The sequence below is a fragment of the Mycobacterium sp. E2497 genome (assembly GCF_001668695.1).
Classification (GTDB): Bacteria; Actinomycetota; Actinomycetes; order Mycobacteriales; family Mycobacteriaceae; genus Mycobacterium.
The window spans coordinates 1-16,019 of record NZ_LZKD01000275.1; the positions used below are offsets into that span (position 1 = coordinate 1).

Consider the following 16,019-nt stretch of genomic DNA (forward strand, 5'->3'; position numbering starts at 1 on the left):
CCCGCCCACCAACTCCTACACCGCGCCGGCCAACGCAAACTCATCGGCGGCCAAGAAGACCAACTCATCGACATCGCCCTCGAAATCAAACGCGAGCAAGAAAGCGGTACGGCTGCCGCCACGTAGCCACCCTTGAAGCGCACAGGTGACGCAAAGGAACCGGGAGTAGCCTGGCGCGCATGAGCACATCCAACACAGTCGGCGCCCGTCGCCGCGGGCTGTACGGCCTGCTCGCCGGGGGGCTATTAACCGTTACCGCCGCCGCGGTGATCGCGGTGCCTTTGGCGGGCACAGCCGGCGCGGCTCCGCAGTGCAATCAGACCGTCGGCAATTCGATCGACTCGTACCTGAAGCAACATCCCGCGCTCCACCAGCAGTTGCAGGCGAAGTCACAGGCCGAGGGCGGCAACGGCAACGTCATGGACTACCTGAATCGGCATCCGGACGTCCGGCAGCACCTGATCGACCTGTCGCAGCAGTGTGCGCCCTAGTGAGTCGGCCTCGTCGGTGAACGCCGTGGCGGACGCGCGGGAACGTTCGCCATTGACGAAAAAGTAGAACACGTTCTAGCGTCTATGCGTGTTCACAGATCCCCTCACCGCCGCGATCGCCGAAGCCGAGAAGCTCGTCGCCGACGCGCCGTTCATCGAGACCGAAGCCGACCTGCTCGAAGGGCTGCAGTACCTGGCCGGCTGCGTCTCGGCCTGCATACACCTCGCCGTCGATTACGACCGCGACCATCCGTTCCTGCAGTCGGGCACCGGGCCGTTCACCAAGATGGGCCTGGACAACCCCGACACCCTGTACTTCGGCGCTCGGGTGCACGCCAACCACGAGTACGTCGTCACCGGCCGACGCGGGACCACGACCGACCTGAGCTTCCAGCTGCTCGGCGGCGAGTACACCGACGACTTCGTGCCCGTCAGCCAGGCCGCGTTCGACGACCGGGAACTCGAGATCGCCCCCGACGGCAGCTTCGAGTGGCGGGTGACACCCACCAGCCCCGGGCAGTTGGTGATCCGGGAGGTGTACGGCGACTGGGCGGCGCAGCGCGGCACGCTGGCCATCGCGCGGACGGACACCGCGGGGACCGCACCGCCACCGTTGACTCGCGCGTTAATCGAAAAGCGTTATGCCACAGCGGGAAAGCAGCTCGTCCAGCGGGTGAAAACCTGGCTGCAATTCCCGCAATGGTTCTATCTCGACCTTCCGGTCAATACCCTGACGGCGCCACGCCTGACCCCGGGTGGACTAGCCACCCAGTACTCGTCGGTCGGGCACTTCGACCTGCGACCGGATCAAGCGATGGTGATCACCATTCCGGTCTCCGACGCGCCCTACCTCGGCTTCCAGCTTGGCAGCCTGTGGTACATCTCGCTGGACTACATCAACCACCAGACCTCCCTGAACAACACTCAGGCGCAGGCGGATCCGGACGGCAAGGTACGCATCGTGGTCGCCGACCAGAATCCGGGCGTGACCAACTGGGTCGAGACCCTGAACCACCGGCGCGGTTTCCTGCAGTTCCGCTGGCAGCGCGTGTCGCGTGAGCTCTCCGAGGCCGACGGTCCCACCGTCGAGCTCGTCGACCTCGACAAGGTAGCCGCTGCGTTGCCGTATTTCGAACACAACAAGATCTCCGAGGACGACTGGCGCGCCCGAATTGTGCTGCGCCAACAACAAATTCAGGCAAGGATGCTGGGATGACGAAGCTGCTCGATGGCAAGGTAGTGGTGATCAGCGGCGTCGGCCCCGGTCTGGGCACGACGCTGGCGCACCGGTGTACTCGAGAGGGGGCCGACCTGGTGCTGGCCGCCCGCACGCCGGAGCGTCTCGATGACGTCGCCAAGCAGATCGCCGACCTCGGCGGCCGGGCGACGACGGTGCGCACCGACATCACCGAAGACGACCAGGTGAGCAACCTCGTCGACGCCACGATGGAGGCCTACGGCAAGGTCGACGTGCTGATCAACAACGCGTTCCGGGTGCCGTCGCTGAAACCATTCTCGGGCACCAGCTTTCAGCACATCCGCGACGCGATCGAACTCAGCGCGCTGGGCGCACTGCGGCTGATCCAGGGCTTCACGCCGGCGCTGGCCGAGTCGAAGGGCTCGATCGTCAACGTCAACTCCATGGTGCTCCGGCATTCGCAGGCGAAGTACGGCGCCTACAAGATGGCGAAGTCCGCGCTGCTGGCCATGTCACATTCGTTGGCGACCGAACTGGGCGAGCAGGGGATCCGGGTCAATTCCGTTGCGCCCGGATATATCTGGGGCGACACTCTGCAGGGCTACTTCAACCACCAGGCCGGCAAGTACGGCACCACGGCCGAGCAGATCTACGCCGCCACCGCGGCGAACTCCGACCTGAAGCGCCTGCCCACCGAGGACGAGGTGGCCTCGGCGATCCTTTTCCTGGCCAGCGACCTGTCCAGCGGCATCACCGGGCAGACCTTGGACGTCAACTGCGGGGAGTACCACACCTAATGGCAGAGCGCACGGACGTCGGCACCGTTGAGGACATGCACGCGTCGGCCACCAAGCTCGTTGGGCTCGACGACTTCGGCGTCGACGACGACAACTACCGCGAGGCGCTGGGGGTGCTGCTGGAGTCCTACCGGCGCGACGCGGGCTTGACTCCGTTGGGCAGCAAGATGAATCGGTTCTTTCTGCGCGGAGCGCTGGTCGCCAGGCTGTTCTCCGAGTCCGCATGGAAGCAGTACCCGCAGCACGCCGACGTCGCGATCGAACGGCCGATCTTCGTCACCGGATTGCCGCGCACCGGCACCACGATCTTGCACCGCCTGCTCGGCGCGGATCCGGTTCATCAGGGCCTGCACCTGTGGTTGGCCGAGTTCCCGCAACCACGGCCGCCGCGCGACACCTGGGACTCAAATCCGTGGTACAGCCAGCTGAACGCGCAATTCAACCAGGCGCATGAGGAGAATCCGGACTACACCGGCCTGCACTTCATGGCAGCTTACGAACTGGAAGAGTGCTGGCAGTTACTGCGACAGTCGGTGCATTCGGTGTCCTACGAGACGCTGTCGCACCTGCCAACCTATTCGCAGTGGCTGTCGCGGCAGGACTGGACGCCGTCCTATCAGCGGCACCGCCGCAACCTGCAGCTGATCGGGCTCAACGACGTCGAAAAGCGTTGGGTTCTCAAAAATCCCAGCCACCTGTTCGCGCTGGACGCGTTGATGGCGACCTATCCTGACGCGATGGTGATCCAGACGCACCGGCCGGTAGAAACGATCATGGCGTCGATGTGTTCGTTGGCGCAGCACACCGCCGAGGGCTGGTCGACGACCTTCTCCGGCGCCCAGATCGGTGCTGATGCAATGGAAACCTGGTCGCGTGGCCTACGGCAGTTCAATAGCGCACGCGCCAAGTACAACCCGGCTCAGTTCTACGATGTCGACTATCGCGATCTGATCGACGACCCGCTCAAAACGGTCGCCAACGTGTACGGTCACTTCGGCCTGACGCTGACCGATGAGGCCCGAAAGGCCATGGAAGACAGCCACGCCGAGAGTCAGACCGGTGCCCGAGCCCCGAAGCACAAGTACTCGCTGGCCGACTATGGGCTTACCGCCGACGAGGTAAAGGAGCGGTTCGCCGGGCTGTAGAGATCAGTCCTCTTCGGGCGCCGGCTCGCCCAGATACCCTTCGGCGACGGCATGCTCGATGCTGTCGCTCAATTTGGGACATGAGCGGGTGCGTGCGGTATCACCACCGGAGTTGCGCACCTCGGTGAAGTGCGCGCAGCGCTGCCATGCCTCGGTGTTCCACTGCACCGCGGTGTGGCCCGGGCCGAGCCTGCGCACGGTGACCGTGACATGGCAGAACCGGCAGTCCACCGGCAGCAGCCCCGAGCTGAGGTAGCGCTCCCGGTCGGCGCGGCTGGCCTCGGCAACGGCCGCGGCGCGTTGCGGATCATTGCTGAAATCCCGTGACTTCGACCATGATCCAGAGCCGCCGTCGCGGGCGGGCTTGTCGTCGTGATCGTGGCCGTCGCCGTGCAGCAACAACATCGACCGAGCGAGCCGATCGACGTCAGGAACTGCCGGCTGATCGTCGGGCATGGGCGTCAGTGCTGGTCCGCGGGAACGTCTTCGGTCTCTTTGGCCTTCAGGTTCTCTTCGACCTCGGCGTTCCAGTACTCGTTGGCGCGCGTGGTGTCCACTTCGATCTCGAAGCGTTCCACCATTTCCGGCTGGATGTCGGCGACATCGACATAGAACTGCTGATACCAGCGGCGCAACTGATAGACGGCGCCATCTTCTTCGACCAGCAGGGGGTTGTCGATGCGGGTCTTGTGCTTCCAGATCTCGACGTCCTGCAGGAACCCCTTGCTGACACCTTCGGTGAACACCCGCGACAGCTTGTCGGTCATCGCTTCGTCCATGCCCTTGGGCTTTTCGACAATGACTCCCCACTGCAGCATGAAGGAGTTCTGCGTCACCGGGTAGTGGCAGTTGATCAGGATCGACTCGGCCTTGTAGCCCCCGTAGCTGTTGTGCAGCCAGTTGATCATGAACGACGGCCCGAAGTAGGACGCCTCCGAGTCGAGGTGCGCTTCGCCGTAGGAGGTGCCCAAGTCGTTGACGTCCGGCCGGCCCACGTTGTGCAGGTACTGCGACGCGATATGACCCTCGAAAACGTTCTTGAAGTAGGTGGGCAAACCGAAATGGATGTAGAAGAAGTGCGCCATGTCGGTGACGTTGTCGATGATGTCGCGGCAGTTCGACCCCTCGATGAGGATGCGGTTCCACCGCCATTCGGTCCACTCGTCGCTGGCCGCTTCGGGAATATCGGGAATCCGGACGGCGGGGTCCGGCGGATTCTGTTCGTGGTCATGCCAGACGAAGAGGAGGCCGCCGCGCACATCGGTCGTCCAGGAGCGGGTGCGCGCCGTCTTGGGCGTGCGCTTGGCGTACGGCACCAGCTTGCAGCGGCCGTCACCGCCCCAGCGCCAGTCGTGGAACGGGCAGGCCACCTCGTCGCCTTTGATGGTGCCCTCTGACAGGTCACCGCCCATGTGCCGGCAGTAGCCGTCCAGCACCTTCAGGTCCCCCTGAGAGTCGGCGAACACGACCAGCTTGGTGCCGAACGCCTCGACCGAGTGCGGCTTACCGTCCTGGAAGTCCTTCGCGACGCCCAGGCAGTGCCAGCCGCGCGCATACCTCGTCGGCAGCGCACCCGGGTCGATCTCCCGGATGCCGACCGCTTTGGTGTCGGTACTCACCTGTCACCTCCAAGTCGCGAGCCCTCTAACTAGAACACGTTACAGTTTTGCGGTGGGGGCGCGCAATGACGGCGAGTCTGGCTGGGCTTTCCCGACGGGCATGCGCGCGCGGGGTATATCTAGACGATGCCGCTGTTTGCTTTCGAGGGGCGGGCGCCGCGGGTCGATCCCACCGCGTTCGTGGCCCCCACCGCCACCCTGATCGGCGACGTTGTCGTCGAGGCCGGCGCCTCGGTGTGGTTCAACACCGTGCTACGCGGCGATTACGGGCCCATCGTGGTGCGGGAGGGCGCCAACGTGCAGGACGGGTCGGTGTTGCACGCGCCGCCCGGCATCCCGGTCGACATCGGCCCCGGCGCCACAGTGGCGCACATGTGTTGCATCCACGGGGTGCACGTCGGGTCCGAAGCTCTGATCGCCAACCATGCCACCGTCCTCGACGGCGCGGTGATCGGTGCGCGCAGCCTGATCGCGGCCCACTCGCTGGTGACTGCCGGCACGCAGATCCCGGCCGGGATGCTGGCGGTCGGCGCGCCGGCGCAGATCAAGGGCCCGGTTGCCGGAACGGGCGCGGAGATGTGGGTCAAGGTGAATCCGCAGGCGTATCGCGAACTGGCGCAGCGGCACCTGGCCGGGCTCGAGCCGCTCTAGACCTTTCGAGCCGACGCGGCCGCGCGGTCCATCTCCCAGTACGCGCGCAGGGCGGTCATCTTGCCCTCGTCGTTGGCCTTGTACGTGAAGACGCCTTCCGCGGTCACCTGGTAGTCGCCATGGGTGATGAGGATGTGCCCGACGTTGGCTTCCTCGTTGCCGCACTGATAGGTGTCGCGGAAGACGAACTCGATCCTGGTCGTGGGCGCAATGGCCTTGTCCCAGAACGCCGAGATCGCATCGCGACCCCGATGGCCCTTGCCCTCGGGGTCGAAGGCCGATGGCCCGATCGGGTCCTCCACGATGGCGTCGTCGGCGAACACCGCCAGCCACGCGTCTTTGTCCCTGGCGATGACCGCCTCGCGCGAGCGCCGGCCGGCCTCGTGCGCGGGGTGCTCAGCCATCGGCGCCGCTCTCCCCCGCAAGCGGGAGGTACCCCCACCTCATCGCTGCGTCCCCCTCGCCGCCTCGCGGGTGGGGGTGCCCCCGCTGCATCGTCGCCGGCTGGTCACGAGCGGACTTTTTCGGGCGCGGGTTTGTCCGCGCCGACCACCCACATGGAGTAGTACTGCGAGCCGCCACCGTAGGCGTGCCCCAAGGCCTTGCGCGCGTTGGGCACCTGGTGATCGCCACCCTTGCCCATCACCTGAATGGCCGCCTCGGCGAACCGGATCAGGCCCGAGGCGCCGATCGGATTCGACGACAACACACCGCCGGAGGGATTGACCGGCAGCCGCCCGCCGATCGCCGTCTCGCCGGCTTCGGTGAGCTTCCAGCCCTCGCCCTCGGGCGCAAAACCGAGGTTTTCCAACCACATCGGCTCGAACCACGAGAACGGCACGTAGATCTCGGCGGCGTCGATCTCGTCGATCGGGCTGGTGATCCCGGCCGCCTTCCACAGCGCGGCGGCCGCGTCCCGCCCGGCCTGCGGGCTGACCTGGTCACGGCCGGCGAACTGCAGCGGCTCGGTGCGCAGCGCGGTCGCGTGGATCCAGGCCACCGGTTGTCCCTGTGCCAGACGCGCTTCGGCCGCCTCTTCATTGCCGATCACGACCGCGGCGGCACCGTCGGACGACGGGCAGGTCTCGTCGTAGCGGATGGGGTCCCACAGCATCGGCGACTGCATCACCTTCTCGACGGTGATGTCGGGCTGGTGGAGATGGGCCAGCGGATTGCGGGCCCCGTTGAGCCGATCCTTGACGGCCACGATGGCGCCGATGTTCAACGGTGCGCCCGAACGGCGGATGTATGACCGCACGTGGGGTGCGAAATACCCGCCCGCGCCGGCGCCGACCGGTTTGATGAAGGGGACCGGAATCGACAACGCCCACATGGCGTTTGACTCCGACTGCTTCTCCCAGGCCATCGCCAGGACGCGCCGGTACTTCCCGGATTGCACCAGGCTGGCGGCCACCACCCCGGTGGACCCGCCGACCGAACCCGCGGTGTGCACCCGGATCAGCGGCTTGCCGGTGGCCCCCATGGCGTCCGCCATGAACAGCTCCGGCATCATGACGCCCTCGAAGAAATCAGGAGCCTTGCCGACGACGACGGCGTCGATGTCGTCGAAGGTGGAGCCGGAGTCGGCCAGCGCACGGTCGATCGCCTCGCGCACCAGGCCGTTCATCGAGACGTCTTGTCGCTTCGCGACGTACTTCGTTTGTCCGGTACCGAGTACCGCGGCGAGGTTGGGCCCTGCACCGGCCATCAGTTCTTTCCTTCCATGACCGCGACCAGGTTCTGTTGCAACGCGGGACCGCTGGTTGCGTGCGCGAGGACCCGCTCGGCTGACCCGTTCCAGATGTGTTGCGCCGCAAAGCCGATACGCTCGAGGCCGGCGACGAACATGGGGTTGGCGGCCAGCGCGCCGCCCGACGGATTGACCTTGGTCGGCCCCGGTATCCGGATGGCGTCGGCGATGATCAGGTGCTGGTGGGTGAAGGGCGCGCAGATCTCGGCGACGTCGAGCTTGTCGGTCCTGCCGCCCGTGGCCGCCTGAGCCGCAGCCTTGGTCGAGGCCGATTCGGTGAGGTCACGCGCGCCCAGCGACGGGCTTTCGATGCGGTGCTCGATTCCCGTGATCCAGGCGGGGTTTTCGCGAAGCTCTTTCGCCCGGTCGCCGGCCGCCAGCACGATGGCGGCGGCGCCGTCGGTGATCGGCGCGATGTCGTGGCGCCTCAGCGGTTCGGCGAAGAACGGCCTTTCGAGCAACTCCGCGACGCTGATCGAGCCCTCCACATTGTCGACCCGGCGGGCATTCGCGAAGGAATCGAAGGCGACACGCGCCATCTGCTCTTCGCTCCACTTCCCGGTGTCGAGCCCGATTCTGGCCTGCAGCCCCGCGATTGACACCGAGTCCGGCCACAGCGGCGCCACCGTGTACGGGTCGGTCTGCCGCGACAGGATCTGCCGCAGGATTCCGGCCGAGGATTTCCCGAAGCCGTACACCAGCGCGGTGTCGACCTCACCGGTCAGCAGCTTGATGTAGGCCTCGTAGAGGGCCCAGGCCGCGTCCATCTCGACGTGTGATTCGTTGATCGGCGGGACGGCGCCGATCGAGTCGATCGCCGAGATGAACGAAAACGCCCGCCCGGCAAGGTAGTCAGACGACCCCGAGCACCAGAAGCCGATGTCGGCCTTGGTGATTCCGAGGTCTTCGTAGAGCTCGGCGAAGCACGGCATCAACATCTCGACGCCATTGGTGGTGCCGTCGGTGCGGCGGACGTGTGGGGCGTGGGCGAAGCCGACGACCGCAACGTTGCGAGCGCTCATTTGATACGTAGGCCCTTTACAGGTGGTGCTTGTAGGTGTCGTAGTCGGCGTCGGGTTCCCCGGTCGGCCGGAAGTACTCGATGTTGTCGATGCCAAAGCCCCATTCCTCACGGGGTTTCCACACCGCCTCCACGCGCATGCCCATCCGCACCTCGTGCGCGTCGATATCCGCGACCAGATGCAAGAACGGGATGTCCGCCCCGTCGAGCAGCACGTAGGCCGCCACGTACGGCGGCTTGATGCGCTGGCCCTGGAACGGGATGTTGATGATCGCGAACGTCGTCACGGTGCCCTTGTCCGGCAACTCGACGAATTCGGTGGTGGGCTGGCCCGTGGCCGGGTCCGCGCCGTGCGGCGGGAAGTAGACCTTCCCTTTTTCGCCGGTGCGCGCGCCCAGCAGCTTGCCCTGTGCGATGGCGCGCAGGTAGGCGCTCTCCTCGTGGGAGGCGGTGTGCTGAATCGTCAGCGAGATCGGCGTGACGATCATGGTCACCGGGTCTCGTTCGCCCGCCGCCCGTTCCGACACGGGTTCGGCTTCCTCGCCGAGGGCGAAGTACGCGATGTCGGTGATGGCGCCCACCGGCTCGTCGACCCAGTGCACGTGCACCCGCGAACCGGTCTTGATGGCCTTGGGTTCGCCGGCATCCACGGCGTGCAGCAGCGGGGTGTCCGCGCCGTCGAGCTTGATCAGCGCCCAGGCGAACGGGCGGTCCAGCGGCTGGCCCGGCAACGGCTCCGGTTGCCATGTCCAGGACACGACGGTGCCGACGCTGGACACCGGTACCATCTCGCCCAGCGGCTCGTAGGTGACCGGGTCATATTCCGCCGGCGGTACGTGCACCCTGCCATCGGATCCGCGCACCCCGAGGATGTGGCGTTCACGCAGTGCGGTGAAGAACTTGCTTAGCGTGGGGCCGACCGAACGGGTGTAGTCGAAAGACAACGTCAGTGGCGCGGAGAGCGGTGGCTCAGGGTGATCCGTCAAGGTCGGGCTGCTCGAGCTGGCTGTCACGCCATCGAGTAGAACAGGTTCTAAGAACGGTTTCAACATCGGGTCGGCCGGAAGGGTTCAGTGACATGAAGCTGGGGTTGCAGCTCGGGTATTGGGGCGCTCAGCCGCCGGAGAATCACGCGGAGCTCGTCGCGGCGGCCGAGGACGCCGCGTTCGACGCGGTCTTCACCGCCGAGGCGTGGGGTTCGGACGCGTACACGCCGCTGGCGTGGCTGGGTGCGTCGACGCGCCGGCTCCGGCTGGGCACTTCGGTGATCCAGCTGTCCGCGCGCACCCCGACCGCGACCGCGATGGCCGCGCTCACGCTCGACCATCTGTCCGGGGGCCGGCACATCCTCGGGCTCGGCGTCTCCGGCCCGCAGGTGGTGGAGGGGTGGTACGGGCGCCCGTTCCCCAAGCCGCTGGCCCGCACCCGCGAATACATCGACATCATGCGGCAGGTGTGGGCGCGGGAAAAGCCGGTGACCAGCGACGGGCCGCACTACCCGCTGCCGCTGACCGGGGAGGGGACGACGGGTCTGGGCAAGGCGCTCAAGCCCATCACCCACCCGTTGCGCCCCGACATCCCGATCATGCTGGGCGCCGAGGGGCCGAAGAATGTGGCGCTGGCCGCCGAGATCTGCGACGGCTGGCTGCCCATCTTCTACACGCCGCGGATGGCCGACACCTACAACGAATGGCTCGACGAGGGGTTCGCCCGGCCCGGTGCGCGGCGCAGCCGCGAGGACTTCGAGATCTGCGCGACCGCGAACATCGTCATCACCGACGACCGCGCCGCCGCCTTCGCGGCCATGAAGCCCTACCTGGCCCTCTACATGGGCGGCATGGGCGCCGAGGACACCAACTTCCACGCCGACGTGTACCGCCGGATGGGCTACGCCGAGGTGGTCGACGACGTGACCAAGCTGTTCCGCAGCAACCAGAAGGACAAGGCCGCCTCGATCATCCCCGACGAGGTCGTCGACGACGCCGCGATCGTCGGCGACATCAACTACGTCCGTGAGCAGGTCAAGGTCTGGGAGGCCGCCGGCGTGACCATGATGGTGGTCAACGGGCGCAACGAGGCGCAGATCAGGGAGCTCGCCACGCTGGTCTAGCCGATCCTTGCCAGAGGATTAGAACGCGTTCTAGATTGGCCGGATGACAGCCTCGCAGCACACCATCGCGGGCACGGTACTCACGATGCCGGTGAAGATCCGCCAGGCAAATCAGCACATGGCGATGTTCTCGGTCGACGCCGATGCCGCGCAGCGGATGATCGACTACAGCGGGCTGCGGGTCTGCCGCTACCTTCCCGGCCGCGCGATCGTCGTCCTGATGCTGATGCACTACCTCGACGGCGACCTGGGCCGGTATCACGAGTTCGGCACCAGCGTGATGGTCAACCCACCCGGATCGACGGCAAGCGGACCCCGCGCCCTCCAGTCGGCCGGCGCCTTCATCCACCACCTTCCCGTCGACCAGGCGTTCACCCTGGAAGCGGGGACCAAGATCTGGGGCTACCCGAAGGTGATGGGTGACTTCACCGTTCGAGAGGGTCCTCAGTTCGGTTTCGATCTCAGCATCGACGGTCAATCGGTGATCGGCATGGATTTCCGTCGCGGGCTGCCGTTCCGGCTGACCCCGCGCCGGCAATCCCAGCGCACCTACTCCCACCGCGACGGAATCACCCGCGAAACCGCCTTCGAACACACCCTGGACGGAGTGCGCACTCGGTTCGGCGGCGTGAGCGTCCGACTCGGTGATCATCCGTACTCGAAAGAGCTTGCGGCGCTCGGCCTTCCAAAGCGTGCCCTGATGTCCAGCTCTGTCGACCACGTCCAAATGTCCTTCGGTGATGCCCAGGAGATCTCATGACCGCCAGCGAGTTGAAGACCAAACCCGACGTCGACCTCACCGACGGCACCTTCTACGCCGGTGACTCCCGGCCCGTCTACAAGTGGATGCGCGAGAACGAGCCGGTCTTCCGGGATCGCAACGGATTAGCCGCGGCCTCGACGTATCAGGCGGTGATCGACGCCGAGCGCAACCCCGAGCTGTTCTCCAACGCCGGCGGCATCCGCCCCGACCAGCCGGGGGTCGAGATGATGATCGAGATGGACGACCCGCAACACCTCTTGCGCCGCAAGCTCGTCAACTCCGGCTTCACCCGCAAGCGGGTGAAAGACCTGGAATCCAAGATCGTTTCGCTGTGCGACACGCTGATCGACGCGGTGTGTGAACGCGGCGAGTGTGACTTCGTCTGGGATCTGGCGGCGCCGCTGCCGATGGCCGTCATCGGTGACATGCTCGGCGTGCGGCCCGAAGAGCGCACGATGTTCCTCAAGTGGTCCGACGACCTGGTCGGCGCGTTGAGCAGCACCGCGGCCGAAGCGGACGTCCAGGTCACCATGGACGCCTTCGCGGCCTACAGCCAATACATGATGGGGATGATCGAGGCCCGCAAGTCCGAACCGACCGACGACCTGGTCAGCGTTCTGGTGCACGCTGAGGTGGAGGGCTCACGGCTCGAGGACCACCAGATCGTCACCGAGGTCCTGCTCCTGCTGATCGGCGGCGACGAGACCACCCGCCACACGTTGTCCGGCGGGACGCGCCAAGTTCTGCTGCACCCCGATCAGCACCGGCGCCTGGCGGCCGATCTGAGCCTGCTGCCCAACGCGATCGAAGAGATGCTCCGCTGGACCGCGCCCGTGAAGAACATGGCACGCACGATCACGGCCGACACCGAATTCCACGGCACCCAGCTGCACCAGGGCGAGAAGATGATCCTGCTGTTCGAGTCGGCCAACTTCGACGAGAAGGTGTTCGACGAGCCGGAAACCTTCAACATCGAGCGCTACCCGAACAACCACCTGGCCTTCGGGTTCGGGACGCACTTCTGCCTCGGTAACCAGCTTGCCCGGCTGGAGCTGTCGATCATGCAGACGCGCCTGCTGCAACGGCTGCCCGACATGCGGCTGGCCTCCGACGCCGACCTGCCCCTGCGGCCGGCCAACTTTGTGTCCGGCCTGGAGAAGATGCCGGTGGCGTTCACGCCGAGCGCGCCGCTGGAGTAGGGCCGGGCAAGCCGCTTTCGGTGCTTCGGTTGCGCCGAGTGTGATCTGAGGGCGAGAAAATCGGCCGAAAGTCGCCATGAGTTCACATTCGGCGGGTCCAAGCGGCCGATACTCGGGCGACGATGCCGCCCGGCGTGTCTTCCGCGGTCACGCGGACGACCGTCCAACTCGCCTCTGTGAGGGACTCCGCGCGCCGAATGTCCTTATTGAACTGTCTTCGGTCAGATCTATGGTGGTCGCCTTCGTATTCGACGGCCAGTTTGACGTCCTCCCAACCCATGTCGAGGACCGCGACGAGCTCGCCGTATTCGCCGTAGACCGGAATCTGGGTACGCGGCCGCGGATAACCGGCCTCGATGAGCAGCAGCCGCAGCCACGTCTCACGCGGGGATTCCGCGCCCGCGTCGACGAGTGCCAGCGTGCGCCGGGCCCGCCGGATGTTGCGATGACCTTTGTAGCGTTCCGCGAGTCGTTGGACCTGCTCGACATTCAGCCTGGTTGCCCGGGCCAGCGCATCGATGGCTGCGACTGCCTTTCCTGTCGGATTCCGGCAGGCAAGGTCGAAAGCGGTGCGTGCCGAGGTGGTTGCCGGTATTCCGCCGATCAACTGGATTTCGTCGGGGGAGACCCTCTCCGACCAGGTGCAGATTCCGGCCGGTGGACGACGGTGTTCGTACACCAACTGAGCCGGGCCGCGATTATCGACCCACTTGGCGTCGTGCAATGCCGCAGCGGACTGTCCCGCGACCACGCCGCGCCGCCGTGACCACAACCATGCGGCGTGGGCGCGCGTGACGGCGGTGAGATCGGTGTCGCGTTGGACGTAGACGTCCGGATGCAGCGCGACGAATCGGCTGCGCAACCGGTATCGCGTCAGTGCGCCCGATGCCAGCGCCTCGCTGCCGATGAATGGTTCCCGCATGCCGGCAGTGTGGCGCGGGGGACTGACAAGCGCCGAACGTGACGTCACGGCGAAAAATCGGTCGAAAAGTGGCCCTCAGTTCACGCTCGGCGCAGAGAAGAGGGCTACTTGTTCTGGAAGTTGGGCTTGCGCTTCTCGGCGAACGCCCGCGGCCCTTCCTTGGCGTCGTCCGACAGGAAGACCTTGATGCCGATCTGGGTGTCGATCTTGAACGCCTCGTTCTCGTGCATGCCCTCGGTCTCGCGGATCGCCCGCAGGATGGCCTGCACGGCTAGAGGCCCGTTATTGGCGATCACCTCTGCGATCTCGAGCGCCTTGGACAGCGCCTGCCCGTCGGGCACCACATGCCCGATCAGCCCCATCTCCTTGGCCTCGGCGGCGGTGATGTGCCGGCCGGTCAGCAGGAGATCGCAGGCGACCGTGTAGGGGATCTGCCGCACCAGCCGCACGGCCGACCCGCCCATCGGGTACAGGCTCCACTTGGCCTCCGAGATGCCGAACTTGGCGCTTTCGCCTGCGACGCGGATGTCGGTGCCTTGCAGGATCTCGGTGCCGCCCGCGACGGCGGGCCCCTCGACGGCCGCGATGAGCGGCTTGGTCAGCCGGCGGCCCTTGAGTAAAGCGTCGATTCGCGACGGGTCGTAGCTGCCGTCCTTGAACGACTCACCCGGCGGCTTCTTGGTTGCCGCTTTGAGGTCCATACCGGCGCAGAAGTACCCTCCGGCCCCGGTCAGGATGCAGCAGCGGATGTCCGGATCGTTGTCGACGCGGTCCCAGGCCTGCACCATGATTTCCATCATTTCGGTGCTCAGGGCATTGCGGGCGTGCGGCCGGTTCAACGTGACGATGAGGGTGTGACCCCGCTGTTCCACCAGCGCGTCTGCTTCGGAGGGGCCGGACTGCTCGTTTGCTGGGGCCGGTGCCACGGCTACCGCCTTTCCGTCGACGAGGGGCATGAGCTTGTCAAGAAATGTAACACGTTCTAATTTGGTGGCCGTGGCCCTGAATATTGCCGATCTCGCAGAGCACGCCATCGACGCTGTGCCGGACCGTGTCGCCCTGATCTGCGGCGACGAGAAGCTGACCTACGCCCAGCTGGAGGAGAAGGCCAACCGCCTGGCCCACTACCTGATCGACCAGGGGGTGAAAAAGGACGACAAGGTCGGGCTGTACTGCCGCAATCGCATCGAGATCGTCATCGCAATGCTCGGCATCGTCAAGGCGGGCGCCATTCTGGTGAACGTCAACTACCGCTACGTCGAGGGCGAGCTCCGCTACCTGTTCGACAACTCCGACATGGTCGCCCTGGTCCATGAGCGCCAGTACTCCGACCGGGTGGCCAACGTGCTGCCGGACACCCCCAACGTCAAAACCATCCTGGTCATCGAGGACGGCTCCGACAACGACTACCAGCGCTACGGCGGTGTGGAGTTCTACGAGGCGATCGCCCAGGGCTCGCCCGAGCGCGACTTCGGTGACCGCAGCGAGGACGACATCTACCTGCTGTACACGGGCGGCACCACCGGCTTCCCCAAGGGCGTGATGTGGCGCCACGAGGACATCTACCGGGTGCTCTTCGGCGGAACCGACTTCGCCACAGGGCAATTCGTCGAGGACGAGTACGACCTGGCCAAGGCCGCAGCCGCCAACCCGCCCATGGTCCGGTACCCGATCCCGCCGATGATCCACGGCGCCACCCAGTCGGCCACCTGGATGTCGATCTTCTCGGGCCAAACCACCGTGCTCGCACCGGAGTTCAACGCCGAAGAGGTATGGCGCACCATCCACGAGCACAAGGTGAACCTGCTGTTCTTCACCGGCGACGCGATGGCGCGACCGCTGCTCGACGCGCTCGACACCGACCACGACTACGACCTGTCGTCGCTGTTCCTTCTCGCCAGCACGGCCGCGCTGTTCTCGCCGAGCATCAAGGAGAAGCTCCTCGAGCTGCTGCCCAACCGGGTCATCACCGACTCCATCGGCTCCTCGGAGACCGGATTCGGCGGCACCAGCATCGTCACGGTGCCGTCCTCCTCGACGAGCGCCCAGTCGCCGGGAATCGCGTAGCGCACCCCGTTGATGGTCTTGAACGTCTCGGCGGTCTTCTTCTCGTCCTTGTAATAGCCGACCGGGATGTTGCCCTTCTTGGCGATGAAGCCGCGCACGCCGGAGCCGGGCGTGACCTCGTTGCCCTCTTCGTCGAGCACGACGGTGCGGTGGTCGATGGTCACGCGCGGGCCGCCGGCGTGCGGCGCGTCCTTCGCAACGATGCTGGTGCCGCCGAATCCGGTCTCCGAGGAGCCGATGGAGTCGGTGATGACCCGGTTGGGCAGCAGCTCGAGGAGCTTCTCCT

Annotated in this window: 16 protein-coding genes and 3 pseudogenes; 10 read left to right on the plus strand and 9 right to left on the minus strand. The window is 66.0% G+C overall.

What is annotated here, in order from left to right; all coding sequences use genetic code 11:
• The 5 genes and pseudogenes from A5713_RS27975 to A5713_RS25665 all read left to right on the plus strand — a co-directional run.
• Positions 1 to 126 (plus strand): annotated as a pseudogene (locus A5713_RS27975) (4-hydroxy-2-oxovalerate aldolase); the annotation flags it as partial.
• Between the two features lie 53 nt (positions 127 to 179).
• Positions 180 to 491, plus strand: a complete 312-nt coding sequence (locus A5713_RS25650) for a hypothetical protein (protein ID WP_068099081.1) — start codon at positions 180 to 182, stop codon at positions 489 to 491.
• 88 nt (positions 492 to 579) lie between these two features.
• On the plus strand, positions 580 to 1,707 hold the full coding sequence (locus A5713_RS25655; RefSeq protein WP_068099082.1) for a hypothetical protein: 1,128 nt from the start codon (positions 580 to 582) through the stop codon (positions 1,705 to 1,707).
• The gene (locus A5713_RS25660) at positions 1,704 to 2,486 is read left to right on the plus strand and encodes an SDR family oxidoreductase (protein ID WP_068099083.1); all 783 of its coding nucleotides are present in this window, start codon (positions 1,704 to 1,706) and stop codon (positions 2,484 to 2,486) included. Before A5713_RS25655 ends, A5713_RS25660 begins: the two co-directional genes overlap by 4 nt.
• Positions 2,486 to 3,631 carry a sulfotransferase gene (locus A5713_RS25665; protein ID WP_067921755.1) on the plus strand — a complete coding sequence of 382 codons (1,146 nt, stop codon included), beginning with the start codon at positions 2,486 to 2,488 and terminating at the stop codon, positions 3,629 to 3,631. The genes A5713_RS25660 and A5713_RS25665 overlap by 1 nt, the downstream gene beginning before the upstream one ends.
• A gap of 3 nt (positions 3,632 to 3,634) precedes the next feature.
• Here the strand turns inward: A5713_RS25665 and A5713_RS25670 are convergent, their stop codons facing one another.
• Both A5713_RS25670 and A5713_RS25675 read right to left on the minus strand, forming a co-directional pair.
• Positions 3,635 to 4,087, minus strand: coding sequence for a hypothetical protein (locus A5713_RS25670; RefSeq protein ID WP_068099084.1), 453 nt, complete (start codon positions 4,085 to 4,087; stop codon positions 3,635 to 3,637).
• Between the two features lie 5 nt (positions 4,088 to 4,092).
• Positions 4,093 to 5,250, minus strand: a complete 1,158-nt coding sequence (locus tag A5713_RS25675) for a Rieske 2Fe-2S domain-containing protein (protein WP_068099085.1) — start codon at positions 5,248 to 5,250, stop codon at positions 4,093 to 4,095.
• A 126-nt stretch (positions 5,251 to 5,376) separates the two neighbouring features.
• On the opposite strand from A5713_RS25675, the gene A5713_RS25680 reads away from it, so the two are divergent.
• A complete protein-coding gene (locus A5713_RS25680; protein ID WP_066955234.1) occupies positions 5,377 to 5,901 on the plus strand; it encodes a gamma carbonic anhydrase family protein in 525 nt (174 codons plus the stop codon).
• Here the strand turns inward: A5713_RS25680 and A5713_RS25685 are convergent.
• The 5 genes and pseudogenes from A5713_RS25685 to A5713_RS25700 form a co-directional block, all read right to left on the minus strand.
• Positions 5,898 to 6,305, minus strand: coding sequence for a nuclear transport factor 2 family protein (locus tag A5713_RS25685; protein WP_068099086.1), 408 nt, complete (start codon positions 6,303 to 6,305; stop codon positions 5,898 to 5,900). The genes A5713_RS25680 and A5713_RS25685 overlap by 4 nt on opposite strands.
• 4 nt (positions 6,306 to 6,309) lie before the next feature.
• Positions 6,310 to 6,405, minus strand: a pseudogene (locus A5713_RS29795) (hypothetical protein); the annotation flags it as partial.
• A 4-nt stretch (positions 6,406 to 6,409) separates the two neighbouring features.
• The gene (locus A5713_RS25690; protein WP_068099087.1) at positions 6,410 to 7,609 is read right to left on the minus strand and encodes a thiolase domain-containing protein; all 1,200 of its coding nucleotides are present in this window, start codon (positions 7,607 to 7,609) and stop codon (positions 6,410 to 6,412) included.
• Positions 7,609 to 8,673 (minus strand): thiolase domain-containing protein, encoded by a 1,065-nt coding sequence (locus A5713_RS25695; protein ID WP_068099088.1) that lies wholly within the window; start codon positions 8,671 to 8,673, stop codon positions 7,609 to 7,611. Before A5713_RS25695 ends, A5713_RS25690 begins: the two co-directional genes overlap by 1 nt.
• 16 nt (positions 8,674 to 8,689) lie before the next feature.
• The gene (locus A5713_RS25700; protein WP_068099089.1) at positions 8,690 to 9,685 is read right to left on the minus strand and encodes a Zn-ribbon domain-containing OB-fold protein; all 996 of its coding nucleotides are present in this window, start codon (positions 9,683 to 9,685) and stop codon (positions 8,690 to 8,692) included.
• Between the two features lie 65 nt (positions 9,686 to 9,750).
• Here A5713_RS25700 and A5713_RS25705 point away from each other — a divergent pair, with 65 nt between their 5' ends.
• Genes A5713_RS25705 through A5713_RS25715 form a run of 3 tightly spaced genes read left to right on the plus strand, consistent with a single transcriptional unit; the run spans position 9,751 to position 12,744 of the window.
• Entirely contained in the window at positions 9,751 to 10,782 is a 1,032-nt protein-coding gene (locus A5713_RS25705; protein WP_068099090.1) for an LLM class F420-dependent oxidoreductase, read from the plus strand.
• Between the two features lie 43 nt (positions 10,783 to 10,825).
• Complete coding sequence (locus A5713_RS25710; protein WP_067922981.1) at positions 10,826 to 11,542, plus strand: acetoacetate decarboxylase family protein; 717 nt, start codon at positions 10,826 to 10,828, stop codon at positions 11,540 to 11,542.
• Positions 11,539 to 12,744, plus strand: coding sequence for a cytochrome P450 (locus A5713_RS25715; protein WP_068099091.1), 1,206 nt, complete (start codon positions 11,539 to 11,541; stop codon positions 12,742 to 12,744). Before A5713_RS25710 ends, A5713_RS25715 begins: the two co-directional genes overlap by 4 nt.
• A gap of 82 nt (positions 12,745 to 12,826) precedes the next feature.
• Here A5713_RS25715 and A5713_RS25720 read toward each other — a convergent pair whose 3' ends face one another.
• Positions 12,827 to 13,666 (minus strand): hypothetical protein, encoded by an 840-nt coding sequence (locus A5713_RS25720; protein ID WP_068099092.1) that lies wholly within the window; start codon positions 13,664 to 13,666, stop codon positions 12,827 to 12,829.
• A 104-nt stretch (positions 13,667 to 13,770) separates the two neighbouring features.
• Entirely contained in the window at positions 13,771 to 14,622 is an 852-nt protein-coding gene (locus tag A5713_RS25725) for a crotonase/enoyl-CoA hydratase family protein (RefSeq protein WP_068099093.1), read from the minus strand.
• A 34-nt stretch (positions 14,623 to 14,656) separates the two neighbouring features.
• Between A5713_RS25725 and A5713_RS25730 the strand changes: the two are divergent.
• A pseudogene (locus A5713_RS25730) lies at positions 14,657 to 15,685 on the plus strand (AMP-binding protein); the annotation flags it as partial.
• Positions 15,686 to 16,019 lie beyond the last annotated feature (334 nt).